The following is a 26846-nucleotide window of genomic DNA, read 5'->3' on the forward strand; positions in this document are numbered from 1 at the left end:
ATTTCAGGTCGGCTTAGCTCCCGCAAACACCTCGTTCAGTCCCCTCTCCCTCCAGGAGAGGGCTAGGGTGAGGGTGAGTTTTTGATCTTCAATTAGCGGGCAGCCACGGCCTGGGTCGTGGCGTCGGTAAAGTCGAAGACCTTGCCACCCTGCGCCGCCGCATATTGCTGGGCCTGGCCCTTGAGCAGAAACGCGCTCAAGCGGCCCTTGGCATCGCTGGCAAACCACGCCTGATCGGCAAGCAGCTTGATCCCGCTGTCACTGGCCTGGGCATACACCGCGCGGATGTTTTTGCCTTCCTGCTTCAACGCGGCCAACGCGGTGAAGGCCGATTCGGCGGAGGCGTACTGGCGTACTTTGTCTTCGCCGCGCACCCAGATTTCGGCGACGTGGCTGAAGTCGGTGATGGCTTTGCCGGTCACCGCATCCAGCGCTTTCAACGGCGTTTGCGCGTAGTTGGCGAGTTGCGCGGTGTAATCCAGGTTCGCGGCCTTGAACGCGGCGCGGATGTACTGATCGTCGACGAAGGTGTTGAGGTCGAGGCCGCGATCGGCCTTCTTCAGCAGCTTCAGGGTGTCGATCGCCGTGCCCACCGCCTGACGGTATTCCGGCTTCCAGCTCAGGTCACGGGTCTGCACGCCAAGCGGGCCGTGGAACAGGTAGTTGACCTCGGCATCGACGCCGGTGACTTTGGCGATCAGCTCGCTGTACTTCTCAGGCTCAGCAGCCAGCAACTGATTGGCCTCGATGCTCGCCCGCAGGTAGGCGACGACGATTTCCGGGTACTGTTTCGCGTAGGCCTGATCCACCAGTGCACCGTGGAAAGTCGGCGCGTTGGCCTGGGCGCCGTCGTAAATCTTGCGGGCGAAACCACGGCTGGGGAACAGCTCGGCGAACGGCACGAAATCGGCGTGAGCGTCGATTTTGCCGGCCTGCAATGCAGAGCCGGCGACTTCCGGCGGCTGGGCGATGATGTTGACGTCTTTGAGTGGGTCCCAACCCTGCTCCGCCACCGCGCGCAGCAACATGCCGTGGGCGGTCGAAGCGAATGGCACCGAGATGGTTTTGCCCTTGAGTTCGCTCAGCGCCTGCACCCCGGACGCGCTCGGCACCACGATGCCGTTGCCGCTGCCCTTGATGCTGCCCGACAACACACTGATGAACAGGCTGTGCTTGCCGGCGGTTTCGAACGCCACCCCGTTGAACGCGCCGGGGAAATCGGCCATGGCGCCGAAGTCGAGTTTGCCGGCGACCATCTCGTTGGTCAGCGGCGCACCGCTGGTGAAATTCTTCCACTGCACGTCGTATTTCGCGTCTTTGTAGGCGCCGTCGTGCGGCAGGTATTTGTCGAGCAGGCCGAGTTCACGAATCAACAGGCCGCCGGCGGCGCAATTGATGGTGGTGTCCTGGGTGCCGATGGCGATGCGGATGGTTTCGGCCGAGGCCGACAGGGTGAATGAAGCCAGTACCAGACCGGCGATTGCTGCACGCAACATGAGTGTTTCCCCTCGAATCATTTATTGGATGTTCGTCTCCGCCGCGATCAGGGCGCGGTGGGAAACGAGGGGGTCTGTAAATTAGCGTCCGGGGTTTCCGGGTAGCTTTAGGGTGTCGTAGATCTCTGTAGGAGTGAGCCTGCTCGCGATAGCGGTGTATTGGATGTCGATGTGTTGTCTGACACACCGCTATCGCGAGCAGGCTCACTCCTACAGGGGAAAGGGTTCAGCGCAGGAGATAAGGGATGTCGACTTTGACGGCGCCAGTCGGACAATCCTTCTCACACGGCATGCAGTACCAGCATTCATCGAACGCCATGTAGGCCTTCTGTGTGGCCGGGTTGATCGCCAGCAGGTCCATCGGGCAGACATCGACGCACACGGTGCAGCCCTTCTCGGCGATGCATTTGTCCTCGTCCACGGTGACCGGGGCGTTGGAGCGGAAGAAGATTTCCTGGGCTTGATAGGCCATGGTTCGGACTCTCTCTGGTGATGCATCAAGCGGCGAACGCGCCCACCCGCAAGCGGTCGTAAGCCTGCATTTCTTCGGCATCGAGCGGGATGATGTACGGCTCGACGGGTTTCTTGAAACTGGTCATGCGGCCGTCTTCGCCCTTCTTCAAATGGCAATGGCAGAACCACTCGCTGTCGTTGCGCTGCGGGTGATCGACGCGGTAGTGGTACAGGCCCCAGCGGCTCTCGGCGCGGAACAGCGAGGCGCGCGCAGCCATTTCCGCGCAATCGCGGATCACGCTGGTTTCCATCGCGCGCATCAGTTCGTGGGCGTTGTTGGCTTTCATCTGCTCAAGGTCGCGTTCGATGTCGCTGAAGCGCTGCAAGCCGATCTGCATTTTTTTGGTCACTTTCGGCGGTTGCAGGTAGTCGTTGACGAAGCGCCGCAGCTTGTACTCGACCTGTGCCGGCGGCAGACCCTGTTCGCGATCCAGCGGCGCATAGACCCGCGCTTGCTCTTTCTCGATCTGCGCGGCATCCAGCGTCGAGAACTCGCGCCCGGCGACAAAATCCGCCGCGTTGTGCCCGGCAAACCAGCCGTAGGTGAACGCACCGAGCATGTAGTTGTGCGGCACCGCAGCCATGTCACCCGCCGAGTACAAGCCTTTCACCGAGGTCTCGGCCCGCTCGTTGACCCACACCCCGGACGCCGAATGGCCGCTGCAAAAACCGATCTCCGAGATGTGCATCTCGACCATCTGCGTGCGGTAATCGGTGCCGCGATTGGCGTGGAACTGACCACGACTCGGTCGCTCGTTACTGTGCAAGATCTCTTCGATGTTCTGGATGGTTTCCTCGGCCAGGTGATCGAGTTTGAGAAACACCGGGCCATTGCCGCTTTCCAGTTCCTGGTGGAACTCCCACATCATCTGCCCGCTCCAGTAGTCGCACTCGATGAAGCGTTCACCCTTGTTGTTGGCGGTGTAGCCGCCCAGCGGGCCGGTCACATAGGCGCAGGCCGGGCCGTTGTAGTCCTTGATCAACGGGTTGATCTGGAAGCATTCGAGGTTGGCCAGCTCGGCCCCGGCGTGATAGGCCATGGCGTAGCCGTCGCCGGCGTTGGTCGGGTTTTCATAGGTGCCCATCAGGTAACCCGAGGACGGCAGACCGAGGCGGCCGGCCGCGCCGCAGGCGAGGATCACCGCTTTGGCCTTGATCACATGGAAATCGGCGGTGCGGCAATCGAAGCCCATCACCCCGTTGACCGCGCCCTCCTCGTCGGTGAGCAAACGGGTGCAGACCAGACGGTTGGTGATACTCACCCGCGCGCGTTTCAACTGGCGGTAAAGGACCTTTTTGATGTCGTGCCCTTCCGGCATCGGCAGCACATAGGCGCCCATGTGGTGGACTTTTTTCACCGCGTAATCGCCGGTCTCGTCCTTCTCGAACTTCACGCCCCAGCGATCCAGTTGCTCGATGGTCTCGAAGCTATGAGTGGCATAGGCGTACACCGCCGCCTGATTGACGATGCCGTCGTTGGCGATGGTGATTTCCTTGGTGTACTGCTCCGGCGTCGAGTGCCCGGGGATGATCGCGTTGTTCAGGCCGTCCATGCCCATGCTGATCGCGCCGCTGCGCTTGACGTTGGCCTTGTCCACCAGCAGCACGCGCAAGTCGCGGTTCTTCTCTTTGGCCTTGATCGCCGCCATCGGGCCGGCAGTGCCGCCGCCGATCACGACGATGTCGTATTCCTGTTCCAAGATCTTGCGGGTCATGTCACGCCCCTTTTTGCCGGTCGATCCGCAGGCGGTACTGGAACGCATCGCCACGGTAGTAAAGGTGTTCGAAGTCCAGCGGCTGGCCGTTGGCGTCGTGGGTCAGACGTTCGATGCGCATGATCGGCGAGCCGGCCTCGACGTTCAGCGCCTGGGTCAAATCGCTGTCGGCCAGCACCGCGTCAATCGCCAGATCGGCGTGGCCGAGGGCGATGCCGCAGTCGTTTTCCAGAATCAGGAAGATGTCGCGAGTCACCAGATCGGCCTTCTCCAGCCGTTCGCCGACGGCTTTGGGCAGGTAGGTGATTTCCAGCGAGATCGGCTCGCGGTTGATCAGGCGTACGCGTTTGATCTGCGCCACGGTCTCGCCTTCGGCCACCTGCAAGCGCTCGGCGACACGTTTGTCGGCGGGGATGAATTTGAAACTGCGCAGGCGGTTGATCACCTCGTAGCCGCGCCCGGTCATGGACTCGGCGAGGCCTTGCAGGCTGCTGACGTTCTGAAAGGTTTTCGGCTTGGCGACGAAGGTGCCCTTGCCGTGGATCTTGAAGATCAGCCCTTCTTTCTGCAGATCACCCAGCGCCTGGCGCACGGTGATGCGGCTGACTTTGAACAGCGTGCCGAGCTCACTTTCGGACGGCATCTGGCTGTCTTGCGGGTATTCGCCATCAAGAATGCGTGCGCGCAGGACATCGCGCAGCTGGGTGTGCAGCGGGACGCTACTGAGGGACAGGACATTATCGGTCATCAGGGATCACTTGTTATAACGAGTTATGACGTGATCTTAGAGACGTTATGACAAGCTTGAGAAATATTGTTTGGGCATAACCTTAGACACAGGTTGACCGGGACTTTTGTGGCGAGGGGATTTATCCCCGATGGGTTGCGAAGCAACCCTGAACCCGGCTTATGCAATCTACCTGACGGATCGAGGCGCATGGTTTTACGACTGCTGCGCAGCCGATCGGGGATAAATCCCCTCACCACAAGGGTTTGTTTACAGAGGAAAATTCAGGGACGTTTGAGGATCTGGTCCATCACCCAATCGGTCTTCAGGGCTTGCGCGGCGACTGCCGGATGCTGCGAACCACCACGAATATGCGCATTCATGCCCAGCACGTGATGCCACTGAATGTGCTCGTGATGGGGGATCTCCAGGCTGATCTGCTCATCGGCGAACAGCTGCACAGGATGCTCGTCAAACACGGAGAACGCGATCCGGCCCTGACTGCCGATAATCTGCACCCGATCCTCGCGCCGATCCGCCACAAAGCTCCAGCAACCCATGCCCAGCGCGCCCGAGGCGAACCGCCAACTGGCGCTGACCGCGTCTTCCGCCGCATACAAACCGGCCTGACGCGCAGTGAAACCGGCGACTTCGACGATATCGCCGAGCAGGTACTGGAACAGGTCGAAACCATGGCTGGCCAGGTCGGCAAAGTAGCCGCCACCGGCCACGCTCGGGTCGGTTCGCCAGTTGGCGCTGCCGTCCAGATCCGCCGCCGAGGGGGCTTTGGTCAGCGTCCAGCTCAGGTGCCGCACCTCGCCGATGCGGCCCTGCGCCAGCCATTGCCGAACCTGGGCAAAGCGCGGCAACGAACGGCGGTAGTACGACACGAACAAGTGCAGACCGGCGTCAGCAAACGCCTGCTGCATTTCGCGGCTTTGTCCGGCGTTGAGCGCCATCGGTTTCTCGACACAGCAGTGCTTGCCGGCGGCGGCGACTTTCAGGCTGTAGGCGTAGTGGCTGTCGGGGGGCGTGGCGATGTACACCGCGTCCACCTCGGGGTCGTTGATCAGCGCATCGACATCGGTGTAGACCCGGGCGATGCCGTGGCGCGCGGCGTAATCGTTCACCGCTTCAAGGCGTCGGCCCATCACCGCCACCAGCGCCGAGCCGGGCGCCTTGTAGAAGGCCGGCCCGCTCTTGCGTTCAGTGACGCTGCCGCAACCGATCATGCCCCAACGCACCACGTCCATGGTCAACTCCCTGTGTTTGAAACACTCAGCCGATGCGCAACGCGCGCAGATCGAGGTGGCCGTCCTTGATGGGCGGGCACCAGTAGTAGCCGCCGGTGATCGGCCGGCTGATGCGATACAGACCGTCAGTGATGCCGTCTTCCAGACCGCTCATACGCCGCAGTTGGGCCTCGAAGGCGTCCAGCGAAAAACCGAAGGCGAGGAACATCAGGCCGGCGCGATCACCGTCGATCCATGGCATCGAACGGCGCACGACGAACGCTTCGGGGGCGAAGCTTTCCTGGGCGGTGCGTTTGACGTGGGCGGAGACTGGCGCGTCATCGATCTCTTCGTTGTCGCTGAGGCGACGGCCCATGATGTTGTCCTTGTCTTCGGCGGACAGCTTATGGAAACCCTTGAGGTCGTGCTGCCACTGCTGGATCGCGGCGAAGCTGCCTCCGACCAGACCATCAGCGCCCTCGCCCAGCAACGCGGCGGCAATCGCGGCGTCATCGTGCGGGTTTTCGGTGCCGTCTTCGTAGCCCGTCAGGTCATGGCCGTCCTTGTGGCGGAAGGCTTCCTGCATGTCTACCAGGCGCAGCGCCGGGGCCAGCGCAGCTTCGAAAGCGTGGCTGCGATTGAGCAGCTCGCCACGGTCGACCCCGTGCAGCCAGACCCACAGTGCGTGCTGGGTCGACGGGTTTTCCACGCCGACGCCGCTCATGGCCGGAAAGCTGCGCAGACCGTCGATTTGCACGTTCAGGGCTTTGGTCAGGGATTCACCGAAACCGATCACAGCCGACTTGCCGTCCACCAGATTCATCAGGTTGTCGATCGCCTGCGGCAGTGCTTCAACCGACGCAAGGGCAAAAAACAGGTGACGTGCTTGCGCAGGAACAGGGGTGGCGAGAATGCCCGGCTGGTAGTAACTCATGTGAACTCCTTGGGAAAGTGCGCGGGAGTTTACCTGTGGCCGGAGGGTTTGTGTGGGTTTGGAGAATGCTAAAAACCCCTCACCCTAACCCTCTCCCAGAGGGAGAGGGAACTGAACGGGGGAAGCTGTAGAGATATGCCGACTTGAAAATGATGTACCGAATCCATAATCGACAAAAATCTTTCAGGTCGATGTATGACGCGACACACCTCGGTCGGCCCCCTCTCCCTCCGGGAGAGGGCTGGGGTGAGGGTTCGTGTCATGCCGCCACGCACTCGGGCTCATCCCGGTCCAGCGCTTGAACGCCCGGCGAAAACTGCGCACGTCGCTGTAGCCGACTTCTTCGGTAATCCGCTCGATGGGCATGTCCGGATTGGCCAGCAGACTCATGGTCCGCGCCTGACGTACCTGTTCCAGCAGCGCTTCAAAGGTCAGCGCATGCTCGGTCAAACGGCGGCGCAAGGTGCGACCGCTCATGTTCAGGTCGCCGGCGATTTTTTCGATATGGCTGCCCCGGCTCAGGTCCCGGGCAATCGCCCGCTCCACTGCTTGAATCAGATCGAGTTTCTGATGCACCTGCGCCGCTTCCAGCTCCAGCAACGCAACCGCCTGACGCAGCGCCAGCGAATGGTGATTGGGCAGGTTGACGTCCAGCCACCGGGCATCGATCAGCATGCGATTGTGCAGACAGCCGAAGCGTACGTCCGGTCCGAGCAGGCGGTGATATTCGCTCAAGTAATCCGGCGCGGCATGCACGAACTCCACGGCGATCGGCTTGAAATCAACTCCGGCCAAGGCCCGGCCATATACCAGCAGGCTGGCGAAAAACTCTTCAACGGCGAACACCTGCACGTCGGCAAACGGCAAGCGGCACTCGGCGTCGAGGTGCACCCGATCACCGACCATGTCGACGCTGGACACCACGATTCCGCCGGAGGTGTGCTGATGGCGAATGCCGAGGGCAAAGGCATCGCGCAAGGTCTTGCACAGCGACAGCACATGCCCGAGCAGCCCCAGCGTACCCAACACATTCTGCGCGCCGACCCACAGCCCCAGGCCCTGATTGGGCAGCACTTTGAGCGCCCGTTGAATCATCGCCACGGCCTGGCGGTAGGAAATCCGCTGCGCCGGATCCTGCAGATCTTCGAGGGTGAAACCCAGGCCACGACACAGGCTTTCGGGGTCGATGCCTTTGTTGTGCACGACTTCAGCGAGGGTTTGCAGGAGAAACGGCGAAACCAGCGCCAATTCAAAAGTGGGGTCTTGGACTTTTACGTTCATGGGGGCTGACATTCCGGATCACGCTTGATTGTTATTTTTGTAACCGGTTATGTCGAAGGAAGTTAGCACAGGGTTGGCCGACTGTCCGCAGAAGTCCCCCTAACTGTCCGCCAATACCCTGCCCCGTCGGGCGCCAAGCGCTTATTTCTATGGTGCCGGACGTTCTGCGTACCGGCGCTACGTCCCACCACAATAATAATGAGGACAGCCATGAGCCCGAACCGCGCCACTTTCCCCTTGCGTCTGGCACTGACTTTGCTCGGATGCACCGCGTGCCTGCCGGCCCTGGCCACCGAAGCCGGCGTCGACAACATCGGCCCCGGCACCGACGGATTTTTCATGCTGCCGCTGGAAGTCGACAGCCTTCCGCAGAACATGGTCGCGTTCAACCTCTACTACAACCATTACAAGTCGACCAAGCTCAACATCAGCTCGTTGGGCGGCAAGGTGCCGAATGTCGAAATCGAATCCACGGCGGTGATCCCGCGTATTGATTACCTGAGCCCGGTGCGCGTGTTCGGCGGACGCCTGGCCGGCTACATCGCCCAGCCCTGGCTCAAGCAGGAAGTCTCGGTATTCGGTCTCAGCGATACCCGCGAAGGCATGGGCGACACCACCATCGCGCCGATCATCCTGTGGGACATGGGCAAGAACCTGACCCTGGGTGCTGCCGTGGAGATCACGGTGCCCACCGGCGAATACAGCGTCGATCGGCTGGCCAACACCAGCAACAATTTCTACACCTACAAGCCGCTGTTCTCCTTCACCTGGCTGCCGACCGACAAGACCGAAGTGTCGATGAAGACCACTTACAGCTTCAACGAGAAGAACAAGGACACCGACTACAAGTCCGGGCAGATCTTCCACTTCGATTACTCCGCCAGCTACAAGATCACCGACGATGTGATGCTCGGCCTTAACGGCTATTACCTCAAGCAGACCACCGACGACAAACAGTACGGCCACACCGTGCAATTCGCCGGGCAGGATGTGGATGACGGCGTGCGCGGCAAAGTCTTCGCGATTGGCCCGGCGCTGCATTTCACCTTTCTCAAGTACGCCAGCGCGGAGATTCGCTGGGCCAAGGAGTTTGACGTGGAGAACCGGCCGGAGGGGGAAATGTTGTGGGCGAAGGTGAGTATTCCGTATGCGTTCTGAGTGCATTTGTAGGAAGGTGCGCGCGGATTTGTAGGCTGGAAACCTGAAAAACAGAGTGGAGGAATAGGCCTACAACGGCGGTCGAGATTGCCGGACAACGGAGGGAAACGTCCGGCAGACTCCAAAGGGGCGCTTGCAGATACTGGGCTTCGTCATCCCATGGTTCTTCGAGAGCTCATGGGGTACATCGTCTGCCAGTGACGACAATGGGCCATTCCCACTTAAACTGCTGAGATTGATCACGGTGATCACTATGAGCTTATTACTTTCCCCGTTTTACTCTGACTTCGAATCCGAAGAAGAGGCAGAGAGCTACGATCGCTGGTTTCGTGCCAAGGTACAGGAGGCACTCGATGACCCCAGCCCTGGCATTCCCCATGATGAAGCTATGGCAATGCTTGACCAGATGCTGGAAGAGATGCGCAGGAAGCGCCGCGCTGCTGCTTGAATGGAGCGCTCAAGCTCTGAACGATCTGGCTGACATTATCGATTACGTTGAACAATACAATTCCAACGCTTCCGTGGCTCTACAGCACAAGGTTGGTGCAGCAACGCAAAGGCTTTCATCAATCCCCTATGGTTACCGGGCCGGTCGAGTGCCAGGCACTCGGGAAATGGTGGTCAATCCGAACTATCTGCTGGTCTATCGAGTGAACGGGCGCATCAAAATACTGACGTTAGTCCACACCCGACGACAATACCCACGAACCTCATCAACATAAAAAAAGGGCGGCCAAAAGGCCGCCCGAAGCGTACTACACGAGAGTCTTTTACAGCGTCAGTTGCCCCCGCTCCTCCTCGGTCAACTGCTGCTTGGCCTGTTCATCCAGCGCGCCGGCACCCAGTACCTGCACCGGGCTATTCGGGTTGTAACCCGGCGCCGGCGCACGACTGGCACCATCACGGCTCGGCGCCAGTTGTTCGTTACCGAAGCTCAGCACCTGCACGGTGAACACCGACGCCTGGTTCTGCCGCGCCGCTGCTTGCTGCTGACGCGCCACGTCCTCAGCGGCCTGGGTTGCCGAAGATGCCGCCGAACTGGCCGAGGTGATCGCCCCGGTGTTCACCGCAGCCACCACCGGTACGCCACTGGTCTTGCCTTGCACGGCGATGTTGGCGGCGTTGACCACGGTCAGCGCGGCGATGTTGACGTTGCCCGAGACGCGAATGCCCGCCTCGCCCGCATCAATGGTGCCCAGCGGCGCGATCAGGTCGATGTCTCCCGGCGCCACTTCGGCAATCGGGTTAAGGGTGGCGATACCGGCACCGGTGCTCGGCACCGAAGGCGACAGGGTTACATTGCCCCAGGTGTCATAGACCCGTTTCGGCGGGGTGTAGACCACAGTGGTTTTCGAGCCGCGACCGGCGTTGATGTCGCCCTCGGCCGACCAGCCGAGGATCGAGCCGCCGAAGGTGGTCATGATCCGGCTCTGCCCCAGCAGAATGCTGCCCTGCGAGTAGAGCTGAATGTTGCCCGAACCCTGCGTAATGATCCCCGCCGTGGACGGTGGTGCTGCGCCTTCGATGCCGAACACCTGACCGCCGCCCGGCGTGAGCATCTGGATATCGCCGCCGAACAGGGTCTTGACCCCGGCACCACCGTAGAGCGTGATGTCGCCGTCGTAACGGAGCGGATTGCCCGCCACATCGGTGCTCGGGAACAGTGCGGCGATGGCGTTGCGACCGCGCAGATGACTGCCTTTGCGCGGGCCGTCGACGTCGTTGTATTCCAGGCCGCCGGCGCGCAGTTCGGCGAAGTACACCTGCCGCGCAAAGATCGCCTGCTCGGCACTTGGCAGCGCGGCATAGAACGCCTGTGCCTGCTCTGCGTTGCCGCTGAAGCCGTAGCCGAGCGTCAGCCAGCTCTGCAACTCGTCGAGGTAGGTCTTGACCACTTTGCCCGGCTGGCCGTTGAGAGAGGCATTCGGATTGGCAAGGTTCTGCGGGTTCAGGTAACGGGCGATGAACCTTGTGTAATCCGGCCCCTGCGCGCCCACGCCCGCCTGCAATACCACGCTGGCGCCAGGCCGCGAATCCCCGGCCACTATCGCGCCGAGGCTGGTAATGCTGGCGCGATTTTCCATCAGGATGTTGCGCCCGGCATTAATGTCCAGCGTTCCAGGTCCGGCGATATCGAAGCTGCTGTAGAGAATGTCGCGGCCCGCCGAGACGCGCGATACATCTCGCAGGTCATTGTGGACGAACAGGTTGCCGGTGGAAAAAATGTCCTCCTTGCCGCTACTCATTTCCACTGTCGGCACGGCCGCAGGCTGCCCCAGGGCAGTGCCAGAGGCAACGATGTCGCGTCCGGCGATCATCCACACAGGCCCCGCCGCTTCGTACCAGGTGCGTCTGGAAGTGGAAAAGCTCAACGTTTCGCCACTGCGAATGCCCACCAGGTCCCCCGTCAGCGCATAGAATCGCGCCGGCCCCTGTACGTCGTTCGATCCCGAGTAGGTGTTGGGACCATAGGCAAACAGCGGATATCGCACGTTGCCCTCTGCCGCCACGCCATCGTCGCTGTAGTTGGTGCGCAGCGGTTTTCCGGCGTTGCTGTTGGTGTAAGCATTGAATGCCGGGTTGAACGGGGTAGCCACGGCCATCGGGCTGGCCCCCGACTGGTTGATCGCATAGCCACCGGCGTAGATAGAGTCACCTGCCAGCAGTTCAAGCTGCCCCGACTTCGACGGCGCCAGAAGCAGTGAGTAACCTTGCAGCGGGTAGTTGTTTACGCCAATGAATGTCGCGGATGGCCCTGCATAAACGGACCCTTGGCCCGCCACCGCGCGCAGAATCGATGGGTAGACAAATCGGCCGTCGGTAGGCGAGGTATTGCGGCCCGTGATCAGGCCATTGGATGTACTGAATTCTGCTATCTGTGTGCCCGGCGTCAGGTTCCCGCCAGCCGAGAACAGATCGATTGCCGTGTGGTCAGTCCACAATGAAAAGCCACTGAGGATACCGCCCTGCTCAACGCTTGCGTCGGCCGCCATGATCGGGCTGGCGTTCATCAGACTCACTCGCCCAGGATCCGCGGCACCGCCCAACACCAGATCACCGCGGCTGCTCAGGCTCATGCCCGAGTCACCCGGAATCAGCACCACGCCTCCGGAAGCACTACCGGTGGTCGAGGTAAACGGATCAAGTGCGCGGGTTTCCCGAAGATCATTGAACACGGCGCCGGCGCCGTACTGCAGGTTGATGCCGCCGAGTGCTCCACCCGTCATGTGTGCCGCGCCGCGCAGGTTGATCAGCGCGCCCTGCAGATCATGATTCGGTTGGCCGAAGCCGGTTTCTCCGGCCCGCGCTTGCAGCGAAGGGTTGAGCGTGCCGCCGATACGAATGTCCATGTCACCACCACCGGTCATCTGCACGCTGCCATCGCTGGCGACTCGACCGGTGCTGGCTACCGCGACGATCAGCCCCTGACCTCGCGGGTAGTTAACGGCATCGCCTAGCGGTTTGAGCATGCCGGCATCACCACCAGCCCGCAGGCTGATATTGCCACCGCCCAAGGTACCGAAACCGGTGAAACCCACCAGGTAGGGTTCAGTGTTGATCACCCGATCTGAGTTCATTTGGGTGGAATAACTGCCGAAGTTGATCCACCAGGCCGTGGGCACATCCGGGGTTCCCGTGCCTTGACGCCACAGCCAGTTGCCCACTGCCACACTGGCCATCTGCTCGCGGAACCCGCTCGCTGTCGATTGGGCTTTCGTCCCGACCGAATCACCGGAAACCGAGCCACCGGCATTGATTGTCAGGTTGCCCCCCATCTGCGGATACCAGGCCTGATAGAGGCTGTCGCTGCCACCGTCGACCCATTTTTCATAAGCGGCACCGGCGCTGCCCAACACCGAATTGTTATCCGAAAGATGCCCGCGCGGCAGGTTATAGAGCGGATCGATATTCGCTGATTGGGTGCCGGCGGTGTAAACGCCGAACGGTGAATCCATGCTCAGATTGCCTGCGGCGATCAGGTCGAGATCACCCGTGCCGGTACGCAGAACACTGAACATCTGCGTATGGGCCTTGGCCGTTTTCCCGGGATTGTTGCCGATGCACAGTTCCGGCTGCAGATCACAAATGAATTGGGCCTCCTCGGGAACCGGTTCGTAGTCCGGCCCCATTCCACTGCCTGGCGCCCAGACCCAACGGGCCATGGGTACGCACAAGTCGGCAATCTGCTGGCAGTACTCGAGCATGTCATCAGGGACCGGCTCGTAGGGCGTAAAGAAGGGATTATCCGGAGCCCAGACCAGCTTGCCCGCCGCCGTGGTGATGTTGACGCCGTAATGACTGTCCGCCAGCCGCAGATTGCCTTCCGGGGTCAGCGGTTTGACCGCACGACTATCGGCCGCAGCCAGATCTGCACCGGCGACCACGCGCATCGACCACGACGCACTGCCCGACGGCAGCATGCTGGCCACCGCCCAGTTCTTGCCCTGTTGTGTGCCGTTGAACGGCCGCAACTCGATCAGCGAAGTGCCTTCGGCGAGCTTCACATCGGTCATCGACGGAATCAGCGAACCGCGCAGCAAGGCCAGTTCGCCCTTTAATTTCACCCCGGAGGAGGTCGTCAGATCTGCATCGTAAACGCTGGGCAACGGCACACCCTTGGGCCAGTTCATCGCTTGCAGGGCGGTGGCCTTGTTCAAACGGATGCCGGCACCCAGGCGTGTGTCGGCAGGCAATGTCACGCTGTCGCTGAGCAGCGTACCGGCGGCGTACAGCAGATGACCGTTGCTGTCGTGGATCGCCCCCGCCAGCACGGTGCCGGCGCTGAAGGTATACGCCTCGTTCAGCACAGCTTGAGTCGGCAGCAACGTGCCACTGGCCAGAACCGCTGGTTGAATCATCACGTCGTAATTGAGTGTAGCCCCCAGCGGAAACTGCGTGCCCTCGGCCAGCGTCACCCCACTGCCCGGCACAATCACATCGCCACCGAACGGCTGCACACCGGCAATCAATTTCCAGCCGGCATCGTCCTGGGTTTCCGGTGGCGGCGCGAAGCCGTCATTGATGCTGCCGTAAATATCGAGGTTGCCACCGGCGCGAATCACCAGGCTGCCCGCCTCCCCGGAACCATATACAGAAGGGTTCAGCTGCGTGTGCGGATTGAGACTGGCATAGCGGTAACCGGACAAATCCAGATCGCCCTCCACCACCAGATCACCGTCAGCCGTCTTGCTGGCGATCTCCACACCGGGCCGCAAATGGAACGCATCGGCATACGTGGCGTTGTTCAACCCGGCGAGTTTGCGTTGCAGCAGATCGTTATTGCCCAGTGCGGCGTTGATAAAGTCGTTGCTGTCGCCATGAATGCGCTCGAGCATGGCCTGATCGATGACTTGATACGCTCGGCCACTGACCGCCGGATCGACACCCTCGCGGGCATCGGTGTAGCGGCGCATACCGTTGAGGCCGATGGAGCGTGCGCCCTGAATGGTCAACACACCACTGGCGTCGATGGCGATGTCATTGCTGCCCAGACGCGGCGCGTTCAGCTCCAGCGTACCGCGCAGCATTCCATCGTGTTGCCCGGCAAGGAAACCGGGCACGGCATCGGTGCCGTGGCGCAGGTCGATCCGCGCGCCGTTGCCCAGCGTGAGCAAACCATCGCCGGAATTCAGTTCGACCGTGGCGCGGTTCGGCGCATCGATGATCTCGCCGTAGCTGTCGACCCGCAGCACGCGACCATGGGCATCAAGCACGCTATTGCCAGCCAGCGTCAGGCCATTTTTCGCCGACAGACGAATGCTGCCGACACGTTCGCCACTGGCGTCGATCAGACCGGTCGCCGTCAGGCTGCCATTGTCCACCGAGACATTGACCTCGCTCGCCTTAAGGCCATCACCGATCACCAGGTTGCCTTGCTTGAGCTGCAAGCTGCGGCTGCCGAACACCTGACCTGCATTCAAGCGCTGGTTGAGCGCGGCGAATTGCTCACTGGCGTCACCTCCCAGGCGTTGCGCGCGAATGTCCACGCCACCGGCCTTGTACGGCACCAACGTGCCCCCGGCGTCGTAGTAACCGCTGCTGCCGCCGACAATCTCGCCTTGCAGATCGACCATCCCGGCCGCATCGGCCAGAGCGACGACGCTGAGGTTACCGACCTGATTGTTCTTCGCCGACAGGTCGATCCGCGAGCCCGCAGCCTGACGGATATTGCCGTTGGCGCTGTACAGCGAGACATCGCCGCCCCAGCTGTATTTGCTGACATCGTTGAACGGCAAGGTCCGTCCGGCCATGTCCAGCACGGCACTAGTGCCCAGCGTCAAATCGCCCTCGGACTTGACGGTCAGCTTGCCGCTGCCCAAGGCGATACGGCTGTCCAGCACGATATTGCGGGCTTCAAGGTTCAACTCCGCCCCCAAGGCATTGGCCACCCCGGCAGCCCCGGCGCCGCTGAGCGTCAGGCTGTTGCCGGCCTTGAGCAGGCTGACCGATGCCGCCTCACCGGTGAGCAACGGCGTGCGCAGGTTCAGATTGCCGCCGCTGTAGCGGTAACCCGTGAGCGGATCGTAGGCGCCCTGCTCCTGATACACCGCCAGGCTGCCCTTGTGATTGGCGGTGATGCGCTCGCTGGCGCTGAGGTTGACGTTGGTGAACCCCAACGCCAATCGATTGTTCTGATCCAGACCGCTGGCCTGAGGCATCGGTCCGTAACCCAGCTCGATCCGCTGGGCCTGAATGTCTAGCGTGCCGCTGCCCGTACCGGCGCCACCGGTAATGACGCTGCCGGCGCTTTGCGTCGCGCCGTTCCAGATCAGGTTGGCCGTGCGGATACTCGCCACATCGTTGGCATCGCCCAGACCGTAGATCGCCGGGGTGACCAGCACCAGGTTCTGCAGTTTGCTCTGACCGGTCTGTGGATCGATCGTGTCGAGGCTCACGCTGCCGTAGAAATTGAAGGCGTCGCGAGTGGTCAGGCTCAGGGTTTCCAGGGCCGGCGCGGCAAACTGCGTATCACCGCGCAGCAAGCGGTCGAGTACGTTCTGGTTGAGCGTGAGGCCGGCGGGCACGCGGCTGCCCGCCGCTGCAAGTGCTTCGGCGCTGCCGGTATTGACCGAGCCGACCGACAATGCCAGATGACGGGTGCCGAAACGCACCGCTTCACCGAGTTCGAACTGGTTATCCGTAGCGGCCGTGATACTGCCGTTCGAATACAGCAGGGCCGGATTGTTGCACGCACTCGCTGCGCAAGTGCCGATCCGGATGCTGCCCGCGCCGCTGATTCCACTGGCCCGTTCCGGTGCCAGTACCTGCGCCCAACCGTTGGAAACCAGCAGCAGGCTGGAGCCTTTCGGCTCATAAACGTAACCGGCCAGCGAGTCGTATGCCACGTTGCCACGGCCCAGCGTATTGATCCCGCCCCCCGCCTCGACGGTGATCCCGCCAAGCGTTGACGTGGTGCGCAGCAAGACTTGCGGCGCGGATAGAATCGCCCCTTCACGCAAGACAATACTTTCACTCGCGCCCAGGAAGCCGATGATGTTAGCGGTCGTGTTGTACAAGACATTCGGCATCGCACCGATGGTCAGCCGCCCCGCGTTGAGGCTGTTGAGCGTGTCGGCGTACAGCGACACACCGTTGAAACCCGGTGTCGATGCACGGCCCGCACCCAGTATCTCGAAGCTGCTCCCGGCGTTGCCGCCACGTACCACCGCTGTGCCGGCCATGCCGCCCTCGGCAGCCTCGAACAGCGTGCGCCCGTTGAACTGCAAAGCGATGTCTTGCTTGCCGCCGGAGGCCAGGCGCAGATCCAGTGTCTTGCCGTCCATGGGTGCCAGCGCACGCGGCACACCGCGCCGGGCGGCGTCGCTCTGGATGAATTGAGAGAAACCGGTTTCGTTGTACTGCGAGTAACGACGCAACACATCGGCTGACGTGAGAATCAACTGACTGGCCAGGCTGTCACGCAGGCCGGTATTGGCAATCGACATCTGCCCGCTGCTGGTCCATGAACCATTGCGCAGTGGCAACGCCCCCGTTGTCACGCCGGGTGCTGCCTGACCGTTTACCTCAACCCGGAACGCACCAGGCATCAGGGCAAACGTTGACGGCAACAGTGTGTAAGTACCCGCCGCCAACCCCGGCACACCGGCGCCAATAGTGATCTGCTGGCCAATGCGCGGATCGCCCGCACCCGCTTCGGCCAGCATCGGCGCGTAGCTGCTCTGGTTGCCGGGCACGATGGCATACACCGGGTTGCTCGCCAGCCCCGGCAGGCTGAAGGTGCCGTCAGTCGCAGTGCGCACCAGCGGGTTGAAACGTGCATCGGTGGAACCCCCGCGACCGGACACGAAACCGGCGCCACGCAGATCGCCACCGCCAGACAGGTCGATGACCGCACCGCTTTGCACATCGGCGAACTGCGTGCCGATCGACACGCCTGATGTTTCGCCGGAGATGCCGTTGAGCACCACGGATTTGCCGTTATAGCGATAGTCGATACCGTCCGTGGTGCCACCGTACGGCATGACCAGACCGGCACCGCTGACCGAAGTCAGACTGCCCGGCAGAAGACGAACCTCGTGAGTGGTGCTGAGCAAATCGTCACCCAATACGATCTTGCCCAGCGGTGCACGCAAGACACCGCCCTGTTCGATGTACGCGGCGGAAAAAATCAGCTTTCCGAATGCCGAATACGGCACCGCAGTCGGTGCCGCGCCGTGGCCGCTGATCCGCAAGGTGTGTTCGGAAACCGGGACGGCGCCCTGATAACCGGCACGCACCTCAGCCTGAATGCCGGTGGCGGGATAGATCTGCGCCGCACCGAGGTTCAAGTCGCCCGGCGTCCACAGCCTGGTTTTCTCCGCACCATCATTCGGCGCGAGGAAGCGCAGGTCGCCGCTGCTGTCGAGGCTCACCAGACCGAAAGCCCGACGGCTGTATTCAACGGCCGGCGCCTGCCGTTGCAGGATCGAACCCTGAGTCCCGAAGGACAGGCCATTGCCCACGTCCAACAAATTCGCGGAGGCATTGAACGTTGCATCGGACGATCGGGCCGTCGGGCCTGGGAGCAACCGTGGACGCATCATGTTGAAGCCGGCGAAGTAGGTGCCCACCCCTGACAGACGCAGGTATGGAGCACTCAAATCAACCCGTGCCGAGCCTTTGGAATTCTCGGCGAGAGACAGCGCTGCGGCGAACAGACTGAGGCTCTGATTCATGCGCAGATTGACGTCACCGTCAAACGACAACAGACCGTTGCTCAGCAGGCTGAGATTGTCGAAACCGCCCGTCATCAAGCCATCGGCACTCAAGCGGGCCTGACCGTAACGCAAGCCATCGGCGCCTTCGCCGGGTTGCAGGTTCGCGGGCAGCAGCTCGTTTTCTGCCGCTTGACCAATGATCATTTCCCTCGGCGAGCGCACCGCGTTGCTCGCCGAATCGGAATACAACGGCGTCTCCAGCGCCAGTTCCAGACGACCACCGGCCGCCCCGACGCCACCCGCCGCCGCACGCAAGTTGCCTTCAACGAAAAGACCGTTATAAGAACTCAAACTGATGCGCCCGCCGTCCGTTGCGATACGCGTCGGGCCTTGACCGGCGATATCCAGAACAGCCTCGGTGCCCGAGGCATCCAGCCGCGCGCCCGGACGCACAATCACGTAGGCATCGGCAGCCGTGGCGGTTGCCAGCTTCGCATCGATCTCGCCGCCGATGATGAGGCTGCCGCCCTTGCCGACCTGCCCGTAAGTGCGGCCCAGGGTGTCGGTCGCCGTATTCGCACGCCCGGCGACATCCAGCACGGCCTGCTCGCCGATCCAGATCGAGCGGTCATGTGCGCTCGGATCAGCCGTTTGAATCGAAGTGGCCGGCTGGATCGAGCCGAATTGTTGCTGACGAATATCGATCGTGCCGCCCCACGCATTCAGTTCACCATCGACGGTGATCTGCCCGGCACCACGCAGCTTGATGCTCTGCCCCGGGTCGACGCTGATGCGCGAGCCACGGCCCAGGGTCAGCGAGCTGTTGGCCGCGTCTATCAGACCGACCAGCGTCGCGCCACCTTGCAGTGTCAGGCTGGCGCCGGCGCGTTGGGTCAGCACGCCCTTGGTCGGGTTTTCCTGGAACAGCGTCGGTGTCCACAGCTCCAGCGCCGTGCGCGGATCGACGCCACTGACCTGGTTGGGTGCCGCATCACCGAAACGGTACACCGGCAGGGTCACATCAATCGCGGCGCCTTCGGCAACGTCGAGCCCGTTGAGACCGATCAGGTTGTAGGCGGAGAACCCCTTACTGAACAGATCGGTGGACAGTTGCAGGGTGTTGTCTGCCAGGGCTTTATCCGTCTGGCCGACGAGAATCCTGTTGGCCTGCACCGTCAAGGTGCCACCGCCCGTGACGCCATAACCGCGCAGTTCGCCATCGAGGTTCAGATGCGATGTGCCCGGCGCGGAAATAGCGCTCGACTCCAGCGTCAGATCACCACCCTTGCCACCCCGGGTCTTGCCATTGGCGAGTATGGCGCCACCGGAAGAAACGTCGAGCAGGCTGCCGGCAGCGACGTCGATATCACCGCTGCTGCGGATCGATATCAGGCCACCGTTCAGATACGCGAGGCTGGCGTTATCGTCCGGGTTGGTGCGCAGGTTGCTCCACAGCCCTCGGGTGTCGAGATGCACGCCCCCGGCGATGCGGGTTTGCGTGGTTTTTTCGGGCTTGGCCGCCAGGCGCGTGTCGGTGTTTGCGCCACCATTGAACTGATTGAGTACGTTGCCCAGACGCAGACTGCCACCGCGAGCGCTCAGGTCGGCGCCGATCTGCACATCCGGGGAATACAGGGTGATGTCACCACCGTTATCGACCGTCAGCGCACCGTCAACAACCACCTGATCCCTGGCTGCAACCTTGAGGGCACCCAGGCGGACGCCGTTGAGTTGATCGTTATCGAGATACAACTTGCCCTTGCGCGACTCGGACACTGCGGCGCTCAGGTTCAGATCACTGCCGGCGAGCGGACGCTCGCCACCAATCTGCACCTGATCCAGCGTCGGATTGAGGGTGTAGAGCAGGCCATTCGACGCCGCGACGAAGGTCGGGTCATAACTGCCGACGATCAATTGCGCACGCCGGGCCAGTGCGGTCTGGCTCTGCTGATAGCCGTCGAGCACCGGTTTCGGCGCCTGGTTCTGCCGTTCGCCCTGATACACCTCGCCGATCATTTGCCCGTCGAGCACGGCGTTGGCCGTGGCGATCACCAGTTGTCCGGCATCGCGGCCCACGGTGTAACCCGACTCGAAACGCGAGCGCGGGGCAATCAGCGGGCTGTAGTAATAACGGGTCTGGCCCCAGCGTTGGCTGCTGTCTTCATAGCCTTTGTACAGGCCGGTGTAGAGCAGGTCCCCCGGCGCACGCGACACTTCATACAACTTGCCGTCGGCGCCACGCAGCCAGCTCTGGCGAATCTCGCCGCTCTGCACATCCAGGGTGCCGCCGGACAGGTTGATCTGCGAACCCTTTTCAGTCACCACGTCGTTGCCGGCAAAGCTCACCGTGCCGCCCTGGGCCATCCACTCGCCGACGCTGTGCCCTTGAGTGCCGAGATAACCGCCGACTTCCAGCAAGCCACCGGCGGTGTACCAGCGATCCGTGGCGTAGCCGTTGGTGCCGGCCGGCACATACACCAGATCGCGCACATCGACCCAGATGTCATTGCTGTTGAGCGCGCCTTTCTCGCGGTTGACCGAGGCATCGCGCTGCTCGTTACCCTGCACGTTGATCTTGATGCTGTTGTTTTCCATCGCCACTTTGACGCCGAGGGCACCGGATACATCGATCATTGCGCCGTCGCGCACCAGGCTGCGGCGTTGTGCATTGACCGCGACCTGGCCGCCGGTGGCCAGGGTGATCGAGCCGTTCTGGAACTCGACACTGCCGCCGCTCTGAATCTCGACGCGTGACTGATCGCCACGGATCCGGTTGTTGGCCGTGACGCCCGTCAGCGCGGCCTGATGCTGGCTGTCGAGGGCGGTCAGGTCACTGCTGTCGAGCATGATCGCCGTGGCACTGCCCTGTCCCAGCGTCACGCTGCCGTTAGCATCGGTGCTCGGGTTGGAGAGGTGAATCGTGCCCCGCGTCGCCACTGACGTGCTGGCGAGCAATACGCCGTTTTGCACGACCTCGTGCCCAGCCATTGTGATGTCGCCGGTGGCGGACTGGATCAAGCCGTTGTTGGTGACATTGCCCGCCACGGCACCGGTCTTGAAGCCCGGAATGACTTCGCTGCCGAATGTGGTGGACAGCGCATTGCCTTCGGTGCCCGAGCCTTTGCGGATGTAGAAACGGTCGCCGGCCGCCAGCACGGTCTGGCCCTTGATGGTGTTGATGTTGCCGTCGTTCTGTACGTCGCTGCCGAGCAGCAAGGCATAACCACCGGCAGCGGTAGACGATGCCGGCTTGTGGGTGTCGATGGAGGCACCGCGTTCCACCAACACCTTGCCGGCGGCATCGGTGAACGTCGGCTGGGTGCCGGTGCTGTCGAAATACAGACCCCGATCACGGAACTGGATATCGGTGATGTTGGCGGCAGCGGCCACCAGGTTGCGCACGTTGACCTGACTGCTGCCGCTGAACACGATGCCGTTGCGGTTGATCAGCATCACCGTGCCGTTGCCCTTGATCTGGCCTTGAATCTGGCTGGCCCGGGCATTCGGATCGTTGACGCGGTTGAGCACCGCCCAGTTCGACTGCTGGGCGAAATCGACCGTGGTATTGCGACCGACGTTGAAGGTTTCCCAGTTGAGAATGGCCTTGTCGGCGGTCTGCTCGATTGTCACTGTGGTTTTGCCATCGACCTGGGTCTGCTGCGGGCCCTTCGCGTTCTGCCAGCCTTGAGTCAGGCTGTTGTCGACCTTCAAGCCACCCTCGCCCAGGCCGTCCGGCACGAACTGCACCGTGCCCAATGCGGCGGCTCTCCCGGCCGCCTGCGCCGCCTGTTGTGCGGCAATCGCGGCGACGGTGTTATTCAAGGTCTGAATCGAGCGCTGCAATTGCTGGTTGGCTTTTTGCTGCTGGGCCAATGGCGGTGTCATCCCCGGCAGCCCCCCCACGCTCGGACGCGCAGCCGCGGCCTGCTGCGCCGCACCCTTGGCGGCAAACCAGCTCGAACTGAACGCCGTCTGCGCCTGCGCACTGCCCGCCACCAGACACAACGCCACCGCGTGCGCCAACGGCTTGAGCAGCCACAGCGTCGGATCCATGACTTCACGTTTGGATGACAGAGCGTTGGTACGACGACGGGATGGGCGAGCGAGCATCACTACGAGATCCTTTTTTGATTGCCACATATGGCCGCAGGCGCGCAAAAACCTGCTGTTACGACATAGGCCGTTGGCGGAGGGCGCGACCGAACGGATGTCACACAAACTTCATGTTCGGCGTGTATTCGAGCCAAAAAAAATGACGGCAACCCGAAGGTTGCCGTCATCGGTGTTACGACCGCGCGAACTTACAAAGGACGACCGATAGCGTTGCAGACGCTGGCGTTGTTGATGTCCAGGTTGTTGCCCGAAGTGTTGGTGATGAAGTTGGCGGTCACAGCGGTTTTCCAGGCGTTAGGTACAGCGACGAATTTGTGAGCCTGAGTCGCAGTGTTGTTGCCCGGGTTGCTGTAGTGCTGGGTCAGGAAGGCTTTGACGTCCGCGGCCACGGCTGCATCCTTGTAGCACTGACCGAAGATGAAGTTGGTGTAGGCAGCCAATTTGTAACCCGAAGCCGGGTTAGCAACCACTGGCGACCACTTGGACGGATCGGCAGCATCGATAGCATTCGCCGGAGGATTGACCGACGACAGCGCCAGCGTCACGTTGAGCGCAGTCGGCTGAACACCGTTGACGCGAGCAACAACAGCGTTGCTGGTGGCATCGACGCCGTCCGGACCTACATAACCGATGGAACCGTCAACCGCGTTCACGGCAGTGGCAACTTCGGAAGTGTTGGCGACGCCGACCCAGTTCGAAGGCAGAGCGATGCCGCCGATACGAGCGCTGGTGAAGGTGGAGTTGGTCGCAAACTGAGTCGGGCAGACCGAGTTCAGGTGACGAGTCAGGATTTCCGAAGTGCCGCTGGAAACGTTGCGATAAACAACGCGGATCGTGGTCGCGTCGGAAGTACCCAGCAGAGCACCCCAGGTGGTTTTCTGGCCCGAGAACACTTCGCACAGCTGAGCGCTGGTCAGGTTCAGCGCGGTCTGGCCGGCTTTTTTGTATGGGATGGCAACCGAAGTGGCCACCGACGGCAGTTGAATCAACGGGCCGTACGAAGCGTTGTAAGTGTTCTTGTAGGTGCTGAGTTCCGCAGCGCTGAGGATCGAGTCGCTACCGGCGAAGTGCACGGTGCCGGTGGTGCTGAAGCCGGCCGGGTTGTTGGTCAGGAAAGCGGTCTTGCCACCGCCGCTGCCGATGGCCGCGTAGCTGAAGTTGGCAGGCAGGATGCTGTCGGCCGAACCTTTGTACAGAGCGGCTGGCAGAGTGGCGCCGCCACCGGTAACGGCCATGGCTTGAGCGGAAGCCAGAGCGGCGACGGTCAGGGAAGCGGCGATCAGAGTGCGCTTGAACATGAAGAATCTCCTTTTCAACGATGGTTGTGAACACAGGTTTTCAGGGGTCTTGCATGACACTGGGAAGACTCACCGCTGACCTTCGCAAGCGGGGTCCGTGGTTAAGTCGCACTGAGAAATTCGCATCTTGCGGTGACAGATAAAGGAAAAAACCTCGGGAGCTGCGAGGGGTTTTTCAGGGGGTTTTCTCGGGTGTTTGCGGGAGATTGAGAGGGGTCTGGATCAGCGGTTTGGCGCAATCAGGCTACAGCCGTTGAAGGCTGGTTGCAGATGACAGAAAGGAGAACCCGAGGATGGTTCTTTTGAGGGTCGGGTGATGCTGAAGTATTGGAAAAAAGTCTGAATTATTTGTTGTTCTGACGGGCGCCTTCGCGAGCAAGCCCGCTCCCACAGGTTCTTGTGGTGTGACATATATTGCATTAACAACTCTGTCCCCTGTGGGAGCGGGCTTGCTCGCGAAGAGGCCAGACCAGACGACCTCGGAATCAGCTACTGCACCAACTGATTGATCTCGATGATCGGCAACAACACCGCCATCACAATCACCAGCACCACCCCTCCCATCACCACGATCATCAGCGGTTCGAGCAACGCGGTCATGCCCATCGCCCGGCGCTCGATATCGCGGGACAGCGTTTGCGCCGCCCGTTCGAGCATCGGCGGCAGTGCACCGGTTTTCTCGCCGCTGGCGATCAGGTGAATCAGCACCGGCGGAAATACGTTTTCCACCCGCAACGCCGCCGCAAGATTCACCCCTTCGCGAACCTTGGCTGTGGCGTCACTGACACTCAGACTCAGGCGATCATTGGATAACGTCTGCCGCGCCGCCTCCAACGCCCGCAACAACGGCACCCCGGCACCGCCGAGAATCGCCAGGGTCGAGGCGAAACGTGCAGTGTTCAGGCCCAAGACGAACCGTCCGATCAGCGGCAATTTCAGCACCCGATGATGCCAACTCAAACGTGCCGCCGGATTGCGCAGATACAGGCGCCAGCTCCAGAACGCCCCTGCCATGATCGCCGCACACAACCAGCCCCACGCCCGAATGAAATCACTGGCGGTGAGCATCGCCAACGTCAGTCCCGGCAAGTCCTGCCGTGCCTGGGAGAAGGCACTGACCACCTGCGGCACCACGTAACTCAGCAGAAAAATCACAATGCCGATCGACACCAGCCCGACCACACCCGGATAGATAAACGCGGTGAGGATCTTGCCGCGCAGGTTATTGCGCTCCTCGATGTAATCCGCCAGCCGCTCCATCACCTGCGCCAGATCGCCGGACTCCTCGCCCGCAGCGATCAACGCGCGGTAGATCTCCGGAAAATCCCGTGGTCGCGCCGCCAGCGACTCGGCCAGACGCATGCCGCTGCGCACATCGGCGCGCACCGCACTGAGGGTGTGGGCGATGTGTTTTTTCTCGGCCTGCTCCACCGTCGCGCTGAGCGCTGCTTCCAGCGGCAGGCTGGCGCCGAGCAGACTCGCCAGTTGGCGGGTGGCCCAGGCCAGGTCGTTGTCCGACATACGCGCACTGAACAAGCCACCGCCGCCATGCTGGGCGACGTTGCTTTCCTTGTGCACCGACAACGCGGTCAAACCACGGCTGCGCAACACGCCGAACGCCGCGCCCTGACTGTCCGCTTCCAGATGCCCGGATTCGATTTTGCCAGTAGCGTCGGCGGCTTCAAAACGATAGCGATTCATCAGGCGTCTCGGGTCACACGGAGGATTTCTTCAGGCGCGGTGGCGCCGCTGCGAATCCAGCGCTCGCCATCCTCGCGCAGGCTGAACATCCCGGCCTTCGCCGCTGCCGCACGCAAAGCCTGCTCCCCTGCCCCTTGGTGAATCAGGGTGCGGATGTCGTCGTCGATACAGAACAATTCGTGGATGCCGGTACGGCCGCTGTAGCCGGTATGGTTGCATGCGGCGCAGCCCACCGGGCGCCAAGTGCCCGGCGCTGCTGAAACTTCCTGTTTGCACTCTTTGCAAAGGCGCCGCACCAGCCGCTGCGCCAGAACGCCGAGCATCGACGACGCGAGCAAGAACGGCTCGACGCCCATGTCGACCAAGCGATTGACCGCCGACACCGCATCGTTGGTGTGCAGCGTCGCCAGCACCAGGTGCCCGGTGAGCGAGGCCTGCACGGCGATTTGAGCGGTTTCCAGATCGCGGATTTCGCCGATCATGATGATGTCCGGGTCTTGCCGCAGAATCGCTCGCAATGCCAGGGCGAAGGTCATGTCGATCTTTGCGTTGACCTGAATCTGGCTGATCCCCGGCAGGTCGTATTCCACCGGGTCTTCGACGGTGAGGATGTTGCTGGTGCTGGCATCGAGGCGTGCCAGCGCGGCGTAGAGGCTGGTGGTCTTGCCGCTGCCGGTGGGGCCGGTGACCAGCACGATACCGTGGGGCTGGCGGATCAGGTGATCGAGTCTGGCCAGCACCTGCGCGTCCATGCCGAGGGTTTCCAGGTGCAGGCGCCCGGCCTGCTTGTCGAGCAAACGCATCACCACCCGCTCGCCATGCCCGGTGGGGACCGTTGAAACGCGAATGTCGATCGGTCGCCCGGCCACGCGCAGCGCGATACGACCGTCCTGCGGCAGGCGTTTTTCAGCGATGTCGAGTTGCGCCATGATCTTGATCCGCGACACCAGCGCACCGTGCAGCGCCTTGCGCGGCGAAACCACGTCACGCAGGGTGCCGTCGACCCGGTAGCGCACCACCGAGTGGGTTTCGAACGGTTCGATGTGAATGTCGCTGGCCTCATCGCGTGCGGCCTGGGTGAGCAAGGCGTTGATCATGCGGATCACCGGCGCACCGTCCTGAGTGTCGAGCAGGTCGGTAATTTCCGGCATGTCCTGCATCAGCCGGTCGAGATCGACTTCATTTTCTGCTGCGCCAACCACAGCGGCGGCGCTGCCGGTGTCGGCGTAGGCCGTGGCGAGCAGACCATCGAGTTCGTCATCGCGCACGCGCTTGAGCGACGTTTCACCGAACTGCCGCCGCACCTCGCTGATCGACCAGCCCGGCGTCGATGGGCACACGGTCAGCACGCCGTCGCACAGCAGAATGCGCTGGGCCTTGGCCCAGGCGTAGGGCAACGCACTCATCTCTTGAGCCCCCCCAATTCCCCTGTGGCGAGGGAGCTTGCTCCCGCTCGGGGGCGAAGCCCCCGTAAATCCGGCACGCAGGGTGTATCTGGAAGAATGGGGTAGCAGGTTTTG

Annotated in this window: 14 protein-coding genes; 3 read left to right on the forward strand and 11 right to left on the reverse strand. The window is 62.0% G+C overall.

The genetic code is table 11. The annotated features are described in order from the left end of the window. Nucleotides 1-92 precede the first annotated feature (92 nt). The 7 genes from ACOYXI_RS06940 to ACOYXI_RS06970 all read right to left on the reverse strand — a co-directional run bounded on the left by ACOYXI_RS06940 (nucleotide 93) and on the right by ACOYXI_RS06970 (nucleotide 7898). Entirely contained in the window at nucleotides 93-1517 is a 1425-nt protein-coding gene (locus ACOYXI_RS06940) for an ABC transporter substrate-binding protein (protein ID WP_461674599.1), read from the reverse strand. Nucleotides 1518-1722: 205 nt separating this feature from the next. Beyond that, a complete protein-coding gene (locus tag ACOYXI_RS06945; protein ID WP_003225615.1) occupies nucleotides 1723-1968 on the reverse strand; it encodes a 4Fe-4S dicluster domain-containing protein in 246 nt (81 codons plus the stop codon). 25 nt (nucleotides 1969-1993) lie between these two features. Further along, nucleotides 1994-3724 carry a fumarate reductase/succinate dehydrogenase flavoprotein subunit gene (locus ACOYXI_RS06950; protein WP_461674600.1) on the reverse strand — a complete coding sequence of 577 codons (1731 nt, stop codon included), beginning with the start codon at nucleotides 3722-3724 and terminating at the stop codon, nucleotides 1994-1996. Between the two features lies 1 nt (nucleotide 3725). Then, nucleotides 3726-4472 (reverse strand): GntR family transcriptional regulator, encoded by a 747-nt coding sequence (locus tag ACOYXI_RS06955; protein WP_166497284.1) that lies wholly within the window; start codon nucleotides 4470-4472, stop codon nucleotides 3726-3728. 263 nt (nucleotides 4473-4735) lie between these two features. Then, nucleotides 4736-5704 (reverse strand): Gfo/Idh/MocA family protein, encoded by a 969-nt coding sequence (locus ACOYXI_RS06960; protein WP_461674601.1) that lies wholly within the window; start codon nucleotides 5702-5704, stop codon nucleotides 4736-4738. Between the two features lie 25 nt (nucleotides 5705-5729). Next, the gene (locus ACOYXI_RS06965) at nucleotides 5730-6617 is read right to left on the reverse strand and encodes a Dyp-type peroxidase (protein ID WP_134786561.1); all 888 of its coding nucleotides are present in this window, start codon (nucleotides 6615-6617) and stop codon (nucleotides 5730-5732) included. A gap of 183 nt (nucleotides 6618-6800) precedes the next feature. After that, nucleotides 6801-7898 carry an AraC family transcriptional regulator gene (locus ACOYXI_RS06970; RefSeq protein WP_134786562.1) on the reverse strand — a complete coding sequence of 366 codons (1098 nt, stop codon included), beginning with the start codon at nucleotides 7896-7898 and terminating at the stop codon, nucleotides 6801-6803. 210 nt (nucleotides 7899-8108) lie between these two features. Here ACOYXI_RS06970 and ACOYXI_RS06975 point away from each other — a divergent pair, with 210 nt between their 5' ends. The 3 genes from ACOYXI_RS06975 (at nucleotide 8109) to ACOYXI_RS06985 (ending at nucleotide 9778) form a co-directional block, all read left to right on the forward strand. After that, nucleotides 8109-9056, forward strand: coding sequence for a SphA family protein (locus ACOYXI_RS06975; protein ID WP_134786563.1), 948 nt, complete (start codon nucleotides 8109-8111; stop codon nucleotides 9054-9056). Nucleotides 9057-9309: 253 nt separating this feature from the next. Beyond that, nucleotides 9310-9504, forward strand: coding sequence for a type II toxin-antitoxin system RelB family antitoxin (gene relB, locus ACOYXI_RS06980; protein WP_095136765.1), 195 nt, complete (start codon nucleotides 9310-9312; stop codon nucleotides 9502-9504). Continuing rightward, on the forward strand, nucleotides 9437-9778 hold the full coding sequence (locus tag ACOYXI_RS06985) for a type II toxin-antitoxin system RelE/ParE family toxin (protein ID WP_460358471.1): 342 nt from the start codon (nucleotides 9437-9439) through the stop codon (nucleotides 9776-9778). Before relB ends, ACOYXI_RS06985 begins: the two co-directional genes overlap by 68 nt. Before the next feature lie 48 nt (nucleotides 9779-9826). Here ACOYXI_RS06985 and ACOYXI_RS06990 read toward each other — a convergent pair whose 3' ends face one another. The 4 genes from ACOYXI_RS06990 to gspE form a co-directional block, all read right to left on the reverse strand. Then, entirely contained in the window at nucleotides 9827-22324 is a 12498-nt protein-coding gene (locus ACOYXI_RS06990) for a filamentous haemagglutinin family protein (protein WP_461674602.1), read from the reverse strand. Nucleotides 22325-22515: 191 nt separating this feature from the next. After that, nucleotides 22516-23625: a substrate-binding domain-containing protein gene (locus tag ACOYXI_RS06995; protein WP_135295954.1), complete on the reverse strand. Its 1110-nt coding sequence runs from the start codon at nucleotides 23623-23625 to the stop codon at nucleotides 22516-22518. A gap of 489 nt (nucleotides 23626-24114) precedes the next feature. After that, nucleotides 24115-25326, reverse strand: a complete 1212-nt coding sequence (gene gspF / locus ACOYXI_RS07000; RefSeq protein WP_027613651.1) for a type II secretion system inner membrane protein GspF — start codon at nucleotides 25324-25326, stop codon at nucleotides 24115-24117. Beyond that, a complete protein-coding gene (gene gspE, locus ACOYXI_RS07005; protein ID WP_461674603.1) occupies nucleotides 25326-26732 on the reverse strand; it encodes a type II secretion system ATPase GspE in 1407 nt (468 codons plus the stop codon). The genes gspF and gspE overlap by 1 nt, the downstream gene beginning before the upstream one ends. Between the last annotated feature and the right edge of the window lie 114 nt (nucleotides 26733-26846).

This window comes from Pseudomonas sp. G3-19, from assembly GCF_054855875.1.

Bases quoted from the DNA above. Each gene is read 5' to 3' on its own strand.
- ACOYXI_RS06940 (WP_461674599.1), bottom strand. From the start codon at position 1,517: ATGATTCGAGGGGAAACACTCATGTTGCGTGCAGCAATCGCCGGTCTG.
- ACOYXI_RS06945 (WP_003225615.1), bottom strand. From the start codon at position 1,968: ATGGCCTATCAAGCCCAGGAAATCTTCTTCCGCTCCAACGCCCCGGTC.
- ACOYXI_RS06950 (WP_461674600.1), bottom strand. From the start codon at position 3,724: ATGACCCGCAAGATCTTGGAACAGGAATACGACATCGTCGTGATCGGC.
- ACOYXI_RS06955 (WP_166497284.1), bottom strand. From the start codon at position 4,472: ATGACCGATAATGTCCTGTCCCTCAGTAGCGTCCCGCTGCACACCCAG.
- ACOYXI_RS06960 (WP_461674601.1), bottom strand. From the start codon at position 5,704: ATGGACGTGGTGCGTTGGGGCATGATCGGTTGCGGCAGCGTCACTGAA.
- ACOYXI_RS06965 (WP_134786561.1), bottom strand. From the start codon at position 6,617: ATGAGTTACTACCAGCCGGGCATTCTCGCCACCCCTGTTCCTGCGCAA.
- ACOYXI_RS06970 (WP_134786562.1), bottom strand. From the start codon at position 7,898: ATGAACGTAAAAGTCCAAGACCCCACTTTTGAATTGGCGCTGGTTTCG.
- ACOYXI_RS06975 (WP_134786563.1), top strand. From the start codon at position 8,109: ATGAGCCCGAACCGCGCCACTTTCCCCTTGCGTCTGGCACTGACTTTG.
- relB (WP_095136765.1), top strand. From the start codon at position 9,310: ATGAGCTTATTACTTTCCCCGTTTTACTCTGACTTCGAATCCGAAGAA.
- ACOYXI_RS06985 (WP_460358471.1), top strand. From the start codon at position 9,437: ATGAAGCTATGGCAATGCTTGACCAGATGCTGGAAGAGATGCGCAGGA.
- ACOYXI_RS06990 (WP_461674602.1), bottom strand. From the start codon at position 22,324: ATGCTCGCTCGCCCATCCCGTCGTCGTACCAACGCTCTGTCATCCAAA.
- ACOYXI_RS06995 (WP_135295954.1), bottom strand. From the start codon at position 23,625: ATGTTCAAGCGCACTCTGATCGCCGCTTCCCTGACCGTCGCCGCTCTG.
- gspF (WP_027613651.1), bottom strand. From the start codon at position 25,326: ATGAATCGCTATCGTTTTGAAGCCGCCGACGCTACTGGCAAAATCGAA.
- gspE (WP_461674603.1), bottom strand. From the start codon at position 26,732: ATGAGTGCGTTGCCCTACGCCTGGGCCAAGGCCCAGCGCATTCTGCTG.